Source organism: Cryomorphaceae bacterium, from assembly GCA_007695365.1.
In the GTDB taxonomy this organism is placed as follows: domain Bacteria; phylum Bacteroidota; class Bacteroidia; order Flavobacteriales_D; family SKUL01; genus SKUL01.
Map to the genome: position 1 here is coordinate 1 of REDV01000030.1, position 7,316 is coordinate 7,316.

Consider the following 7,316-nt stretch of genomic DNA (forward strand, 5'->3'; position numbering starts at 1 on the left):
TTTCGACCGAAGCAACGACGGCAGGAGTTGCGTAGCGGAGAAATCTATTATGAGACATGGTGCGAACTGAATGAGATTTCTCCCCCGAACCTTTTCAAGGAATAAATATCTTTTTGACTCGGTTTTGAAATGGGATTTTCGGAAAGCTACCCTCACCGGATGGCCCGCAGGCATCTACATCGCGAAGCTTATCGTCAACAACAAAGATTTTGATACGGTAAAAATCAGTGTGGTGAAGTAATTGCTTCCCGAATAGCACCCAAGTGAAAAACCGGTCTCTGAAAGGGGGTCGGTTTTTTGGTTTCCTATGCAAGCGCGTATCCCGGGGTTAAAGTCTCTTGTGGACTGACTTTTTTGTAGTGTCCCAAAAAGTGGTGGCTGCACTTATTGGCCTTGCCCGGAGCAGGTGAGTCCAATCCCTGTCATTTCGCAAACTTTATTCGCGATGGGGCCAGGCGCGTTTCCGCTTGTGTAAAAGCAAGCTATTCAATGCGCTTTTTTGCGATATATTTGCCACTACGCTCTGAACCATGGAAACAACCAACGAGAACATTGAAATAACGGCGCGTCCGCCTTTTTTTAAAACCGCCCTCGAAAAGGCTGCTGTTGTTACCGGCGTGCTCATTGCTTTTACCATGATTTTGTACTTGCTCGAACTGCATCACAACAGATGGGTTGCTTCCACCTCGTTCATCCTGATGCTGGTTTTGGTCTTTTCGTTTGGTAGAAGCTATGCCCTGAGTGCGCGCAAAGAGGTATTCACCTACGGACAGGCTTTCCGGTTTCTGATGGCCATCTTCTTCCTGTCGGCCCTGATGAGTGCGGTGTTCAACTACATCTACTTTCTGTACATCGCCCCCGAAACCATTGATATGGCCATCGAAGAGGCTTATGAGAACCTGATGAAGTCGGGCATGAGCGAAGAAAAAGCCATGGAAATCATGGGCATGCAGATGATGTGGATGAATCCCTTGAGCTTTGCGGCCACTGCAGCCATCTCCACCGTGCTCTTTGGAATGCTGTTATCTTTGATCATGGCAGTATTCATCAAGCAAGAACCCAAATCGCTGTAATGGTAAATAAACCGCAGATAACCGTGTTGGTGCCGCTGTTTAACGAGGCGGAGTCCTTGCCTGAGTTGGTGGAGTGGATAGACAAGGTGATGCGCCAGCACAACTTCAGCTACGAGGTTCTGCTGGTGGACGACGGCAGCTCAGACGAAAGCTGGAGTGTGATTCAGCAACTCAAAATGCGATTTTCGGCTATTCGCGGAATACGTTTTCAACGCAACTACGGAAAAGCTGCTGCCCTCAACGTGGGCTTTGCCAATGCCCGTGGCGAAGTGGTGATTACCATGGACGCCGATTTGCAGGATTCACCCGATGAAATTCCTGAGCTTTACCGCATGATTCACGACCAGGGCTTTGATTTGGTTTCCGGTTGGAAGAGAAAACGCTACGACCCGATTTCCAAAACGCTCCCCACCAAGCTCTACAACTGGGCCACACGAAAAATGTCGGGCATTCACCTGCACGATTTCAATTGCGGATTGAAAGCCTACCGCAATGTGGTGGTGAAAAATGTGGAGGTTCACGGCGACATGCATCGGTATATTCCTGTGCTGGCCAAGCGCGAAGGATTTTCGCGCATTGGCGAGAAAGTAGTAGCGCATCAGGCGCGAAAATACGGCACCAGCAAATTCGGAATGGAGCGATTTATCAATGGCTTTCTCGATTTGCTCACCGTTTCGTTTGTGTCTCGCTTTGGCAAAAAGCCCATGCACCTGTTCGGCACCATCGGAACCCTCAGCTTTTTAGTGGGTTTTGTTCTGTTTGCGGTCATCGGAGGAAGCAAGTTGTGGAGCATGGTTCAGGGCAATCCGGGCCGGAACATCGCAGAGCTTTCACACTTTTACATTGCGCTCACAGCCATGATTATGGGAACCCAGCTTTTTTTGGCCGGTTTTATCGCAGAAATGGTGGCCCGAAACGCCCCCAACCGCAACAACTACAAGATTGCCGAAACCATTGACGTTTCAGCCTCCGATCACTCCGCTTCCGATTAGCTCCTCGCCGTTATACCAGGCCGCAAACTGACCCCGGGCCACCCCGCGCTGCGTGTGTTCAAACACGATGTACATGCCCTCCTCACGGCAGTAGAGGTGCGCGCGCTCCAGGGGCTGTCGATAGCGGATTCGGCAATCGTAGGTGCGCGATTCGCCGGGCCTCAGAGCCAAATCGGGCCGTATCCAGTGCACATCTCCGGCCGGTACAAAAAGTCCGCGACGATAAAGCCCGGGGTGTTGATCGCTCTGCCCGGTGTAGATGACATTCAGCCCGGTATCGGTGTCAATCACAAACAGGGGCTCGGCCTTACCGCCTACAGCCAAGCCTTTGCGCTGACCGATGGTGAAGTAATGCGCACCGCTGTGTTCGCCTACCACCTCGCCGTCTTCGGGTACGTACTTCCACGGTTCAACAGCCTGAAGCAATTGCTCATCACCCAGGGTTTGCCAGTTTCCGTTTACCGAAATGTTGTACTGCGGGTGCGAGGCCATCACCTCAATGATGTTGCCTTTTTTGGGTTGAAGTTGTTGTTGCAGAAACTCGGGCAAACGCACCTTGCCCACAAAGCAAAGCCCCTGCGAATCTTTTTTCTCAGCGGTTTCCAGTTGAAGCGAACGGGCAATGTCGCGCACCTCAGATTTCATGAGATGCCCAATGGGAAAAAGTGCGCGCGAGAGTTGCTCCTGGCTGAGCTGACACAAAAAATAACTCTGATCCTTGTTGGGGTCTTTTCCTGCAAGCAAACGATACACCTTGTTGCCGTTGAGCTCGGTTTCTTCGCGGCGGCAATAGTGGCCCGTGGCGATGTAGTCGGCGCCGAGCTGCCCGGCCGCTTTCAAGAATGGGTCGAACTTGATTTCGCGGTTGCAAAGCACGTCGGGGTTGGGAGTTCGCCCGGCTTCGTATTCGGCAAACATGTAATCCACAATGCGCGATTTGTACTCCTCGCTCAAATCAATGACCTGAAAAGGAATGCCCAGACGCTGTGCCACGAGCATGGCGTCGTTGCTGTCTTCAATCCACGGACAGCTTTTGGAGATGGTTACATCATCGTTGTGCCAGTTGCGCATAAATAACCCAATCACCTCATAGCCTTGTTCCTGAAGCAAATATGCAGCAACACTCGAGTCCACACCTCCCGATAAACCAACCACCACGCGTTTCATACTGCAAAGATACGCAACGGCGCGGGGTTGAAATCTTTGCTGCCAAAGCCGTCCAATAACTCACCGGAGAAACGTTTCTTTGTGAGCCATGGGGCGCAAAGTCATCATCATCGGTCCGGCATACCCGCTGCGGGGAGGCATTGCCAATTTCAACGAGGCGCTTTACAGGGCCTACGAGAAGGCTGGTGCATCGGTGCAAATTGTTTCTTTTTCAGTTCAGTATCCCTCCATTCTCTTTCCGGGTAAAAGCCAGGTAGAGTCAGATTCCCGTCCGGAACCCGGTTTGCGGATTCAGTCCTTGATTCACTCCCTGAATCCTGCCACATGGCTGCGTACGGCTCGCTACATCAATAAGCAAAAGCCTGATTACGTGGTGGTGCGCTTCTGGCTGCCTTTTATGGCCATGTCGCTCGGCTCGGTCCTCCGGTTCCTGAAAAAGGATATCCGCATCATTGCCTTGGTTGATAATGCCATTCCGCACGAAAAAAGACCCGGCGACGGACTGCTTACACGCTACTTTATGTCTCGTCCGCAGGGCTTCGTTACCATGTCGAAATCGGTGTTGAATGACCTGAGTCGTTTTACAAAATCAAGTAACAAGTGTTTTATTCCCCACCCGGTGTACGATATTTACGGCGAGCCTGTGCCGATGAAAGAGGCCAGAGATACACTGGGCCTTAGCCAGGAGGATAAGGTGCTTTTGTTCTTTGGATTTGTGCGCAAGTACAAAGGCTTGAATTTGCTGCTGGATGCCATGGCAGACCCCCGCCTCGAAGCCATGAATGTAAAACTGATCGTGGCCGGAGAGTTTTACGAGCACTCAGGTGTGTATCTCAATCAAATTGAACAAAACAATCTCACCGAAAGGGTCATTCTTCACAATCACTTCATACCAGCCGAAGACATTGCGCGTTATTTCGGAGCTGCGAACATGGTTGCACAAACTTATTTATCGGCCACGCAAAGCGGTGTTACGCAGATTGCCTATTATTTTGGCAGACCTATGTTGGTAACAGATGTAGGCGGTTTAGCGGAGATTGTTCCGCACAAGCAGGCCGGCTATGTGTGCCAGCAAACAGCAATCGACGTGGCCGATGCCGTGGTGGATTTCTTTGAGCAAAACCGCGAGCCGGAAATGGCGCGTTTTGTGCAATCAAAAGCTCCTGAATTTAGCTGGGAAGCAATGGTGAACGGAATTGAGGAACTTTTCAGTAACTTAGTAAGCGATGACAAGAAGTAAATGGCTTTGCGTGTGGACGGTGTTGGTGGCGCTTATCATCGCCGTTCCAGTGGTTTCGCAACCAATCAATGAAACCGACACCAGGGGCCGAAAGCAGGGCGAATGGGTGATGAAAACACCTGAAGGAAAGCTTGTGTACGAAGGTACATTTGTGGATGATAAACCTGTAGGCCTCTTTAAACGCTACTACGAAGATGGTTCCCTCAAGGCCGAAATGGACCACCGTTCGGATGCGGTGGTTTACGCCCGCTTGTTTTATGAGGGAAAGAATCCGGTACTGATGGCCGAAGGAAAGTACCTCAACCAGCAGAAAGACAGCGTTTGGATAAGCTATGACCCCTCGGGTCAGCGAAAGGCCCTGGATACCTACCGGAAAGGAATTCAGGAAGGAAGGGCAGTTGTCTATCACATAAACGGCGAGATAAGCGAGGAGGTGACTTTTGTAAACGACAAACGTCATGGTGAGTGGAAACAATACTACGATACAGGCAGGCTCATGGCGGAAGGAAGGTACGAAAACGGTATGCGGTCGGGCGAGTACAAAAAATACTATCCCAACGGCAGGATGTGGGCTTCCGGTAAATACCAGGATGGTCTGAAGGAAAGTACCTGGCAGTATGGCAACGAGAACGGTACATTGGGGCAAATGGTGGTGTATCGCGCCGGAAAAGAGGTGAAGCAGGTAAGAATGAACGGCACTTTTACCGATTGGTTCGAGGCAGAGCGCCCCAGGAAAATTGAAAATTACAAAAACGGCGAACTGCACGGGTCTTATACGGAATATCACGACAACGGCAGGTGGAAGTACGAAGAAGTGGACAATCGCCGCAGGGGTGGAGACGTTGAAATGTACCGGGTGCTCGAGGGCCAGACCATCGCCGTGAAGGCAAACTACAAGGAAGGCAAATTGCACGGCACCTACGAAGAGTTCGACGAGAAAGGTAAATTGCTCGTAAAAAAGGAATATGTAAACGGTGAACTTCAACCATGAAACGCCTGGGCTATACCGCACTTGTTTGCTTGCCATTACTGTTGGCCGGTTGTCGGGGTGAAAACGCCGAGGTCAACATGGGCTATGAGTATTACCCCGCCGAGGTTGGTTCTTGGATTGCCTATCAGGTTGATTCGGTTCGTCACTTTGTGGAGGATTTTGCCGATACCACGCACTACCAGATAAAAGAGGTGATGGAGTCGGAATTTACCGACGACGCGGGCAGACCGGCACGGCGAATAGAACGCTATTTTCGCTGGGACGAGAGCGAGAGCTGGCGCATCAAAGACGTGTGGATGGTGGTTATCACCTCGCGAAAAGTTGAAAAAGTTGAGGAAAATCAGCGGTTTACAAGACTTGTGTTTCCGGTGAATACCAATCAGTTTTGGGATGGAAATGCGCTTAATCCTCTGCCGCGTTGGGACTACAGTTACGAGCAGGTGGGAGAAACCGAAGTGGTGGGAAACATCGCATTTGAGAGTGCAGCGGTGGTGCTTCAACAAGGCGCATTCAATTTGATTGAACAGGAAATAGGACGTGAAACCTACGCACCCGGAATTGGCCTTGTGTACAAGGAACTTCGCGAAATAAAGACCGATGTGAACTATCAGTCAGACCCCACTCCGGCAAACATTCAATCGGGCTATGAGTTATGGTATCGGTATGTGGACCACGGTAAAAACTAGTATTCTCCTCTCCGTATTGCTACTCGCTCATTTAGCCGTAGCACAGCTTGCTCCCGGCAAGTTCTGGGTACTGTTTACCGATAAAGACTACAGTCCTTATTCGCTGGACGCACCCGAAGCCTTTTTGAGCCAACGTTCCATTGACCGAAGACTGGCTCAAGGTATTCCTTTAAAGCACAACGACCTGCCTGTTAATCCGCAGTACGTGCAGCAGGTACTAGATTTGGGCGACATTGGCCTGTTGTACACATCTCGGTGGTTCAATGCCGCCGGGTTTACTTTTTCTGACAGCACGCTTGTTTCATCCATTGAGGCATTGCCCTTTGTGTGGGAAGTGCGACAAATGCCGGCGTATCGGCATCGGGAGGTACCAAGGCTAGAGCAGCCGGCGGTTGCCCGCAATGATGCTGATTGGCAGATGTACGGAGATGGTTTTCATCAGCTCTGGATGCTCAATGGCCACAAATTGCACCACGACGGTTTTACCGGTGAGGGAAAACTGATTGCAGTGCTCGATGCGGGATTCAATCAGGCTCACGAGATAGATGCTTTTCAGCCGCTGATACAAGACGGTCGGCTTGTTGGCACCTACGACTTTGTGGATACCCAAACAAATGTGTTTCATAGCCACAGCCACGGAACGAGGGTGTGGTCGGCCATGGCGTCTTACTGGCCCGACAGCCTTATTGGTGCTGCTCCGCAGGCGAGCTACCTTCTTTACCGCACCGAAAATGCATCCTGGGAGTACCAAATGGAAGAAATCAACTGGATTGCCGCTGCAGAAGCTGCTGATTCAGCCGGAGCAGATGTGCTGAACACTTCGTTAGGCTATACTTTGTTTGATGATTCCACCCAGAATTACACCTGGGCCGATCTGAACGGACAGACGTCTTGGATAAGCAGGGGGGCGAACATAGCGGCCTCCAAAGGGATGCTCGTGGTGAATAGCGCGGGCAATTATGGCGGAGGTGCCTGGTACCACATCGGTATGCCTGCCGACGCCGATTCGGTGCTGGCCGTTGGAGCGCTTTGGGCAGATAGCACAGTTTCGTGGTTCAGCTCGCGGGGCCCCACTGCCGATGGCCGTGTAAAACCCAATGTGATGGCCCAGGGAGTTCAGACGCGATTGGCCAATGTAAACAACACCATGATGACGGGCAATGGAAC

7 protein-coding genes are annotated in these 7,316 nt (G+C 51.2%); 6 read left to right on the plus strand and 1 reads right to left on the minus strand.

Annotated elements, in window-relative coordinates; translation table 11 throughout:
* The first annotated feature begins 530 nt into the window (after positions 1–530).
* Positions 531–1,073 (plus strand): DUF4199 domain-containing protein, encoded by a 543-nt coding sequence (locus tag EA392_00765; GenBank protein ID TVR42031.1) that lies wholly within the window; start codon positions 531–533, stop codon positions 1,071–1,073.
* A complete protein-coding gene (locus EA392_00770) occupies positions 1,073–2,065 on the plus strand; it encodes a glycosyltransferase (GenBank protein ID TVR42032.1) in 993 nt (330 codons plus the stop codon). Before EA392_00765 ends, EA392_00770 begins: the two co-directional genes overlap by 1 nt.
* Here the strand turns inward: EA392_00770 and mnmA are convergent.
* A complete protein-coding gene (mnmA, locus tag EA392_00775) occupies positions 2,036–3,232 on the minus strand; it encodes a tRNA 2-thiouridine(34) synthase MnmA (GenBank protein TVR42033.1) in 1,197 nt (398 codons plus the stop codon). The two genes, EA392_00770 and mnmA, sit on opposite strands and share 30 nt — an antisense overlap.
* 88 nt (positions 3,233–3,320) lie before the next feature.
* Here mnmA and EA392_00780 point away from each other — a divergent pair, with 88 nt between their 5' ends.
* The 4 genes from EA392_00780 to EA392_00795 all read left to right on the plus strand — a co-directional run.
* The gene (locus EA392_00780) at positions 3,321–4,472 is read left to right on the plus strand and encodes a glycosyltransferase (GenBank protein TVR42034.1); all 1,152 of its coding nucleotides are present in this window, start codon (positions 3,321–3,323) and stop codon (positions 4,470–4,472) included.
* Positions 4,459–5,463, plus strand: a complete 1,005-nt coding sequence (locus EA392_00785; protein TVR42035.1) for a toxin-antitoxin system YwqK family antitoxin — start codon at positions 4,459–4,461, stop codon at positions 5,461–5,463. Before EA392_00780 ends, EA392_00785 begins: the two co-directional genes overlap by 14 nt.
* A complete protein-coding gene (locus EA392_00790) occupies positions 5,460–6,149 on the plus strand; it encodes a hypothetical protein (GenBank protein ID TVR42036.1) in 690 nt (229 codons plus the stop codon). Before EA392_00785 ends, EA392_00790 begins: the two co-directional genes overlap by 4 nt.
* Before the next feature lie 16 nt (positions 6,150–6,165).
* A partial coding sequence (locus EA392_00795; GenBank protein TVR42037.1) for a peptidase S8 occupies positions 6,166–7,316 on the plus strand: 1,151 nt, incomplete at its 3' end.

What these genes read in the sequence shown, in the direction of transcription:
- EA392_00765 (TVR42031.1), top strand. Translation starts at nt 531, where the DNA reads ATGGAAACAACCAACGAGAACATTGAAATAACGGCGCGTCCGCCTTTT.
- EA392_00770 (TVR42032.1), top strand. Translation starts at nt 1,073, where the DNA reads ATGGTAAATAAACCGCAGATAACCGTGTTGGTGCCGCTGTTTAACGAG.
- mnmA (TVR42033.1), bottom strand. Translation starts at nt 3,232, where the DNA reads ATGAAACGCGTGGTGGTTGGTTTATCGGGAGGTGTGGACTCGAGTGTT.
- EA392_00780 (TVR42034.1), top strand. Translation starts at nt 3,321, where the DNA reads ATGGGGCGCAAAGTCATCATCATCGGTCCGGCATACCCGCTGCGGGGA.
- EA392_00785 (TVR42035.1), top strand. Translation starts at nt 4,459, where the DNA reads ATGACAAGAAGTAAATGGCTTTGCGTGTGGACGGTGTTGGTGGCGCTT.
- EA392_00790 (TVR42036.1), top strand. Translation starts at nt 5,460, where the DNA reads ATGAAACGCCTGGGCTATACCGCACTTGTTTGCTTGCCATTACTGTTG.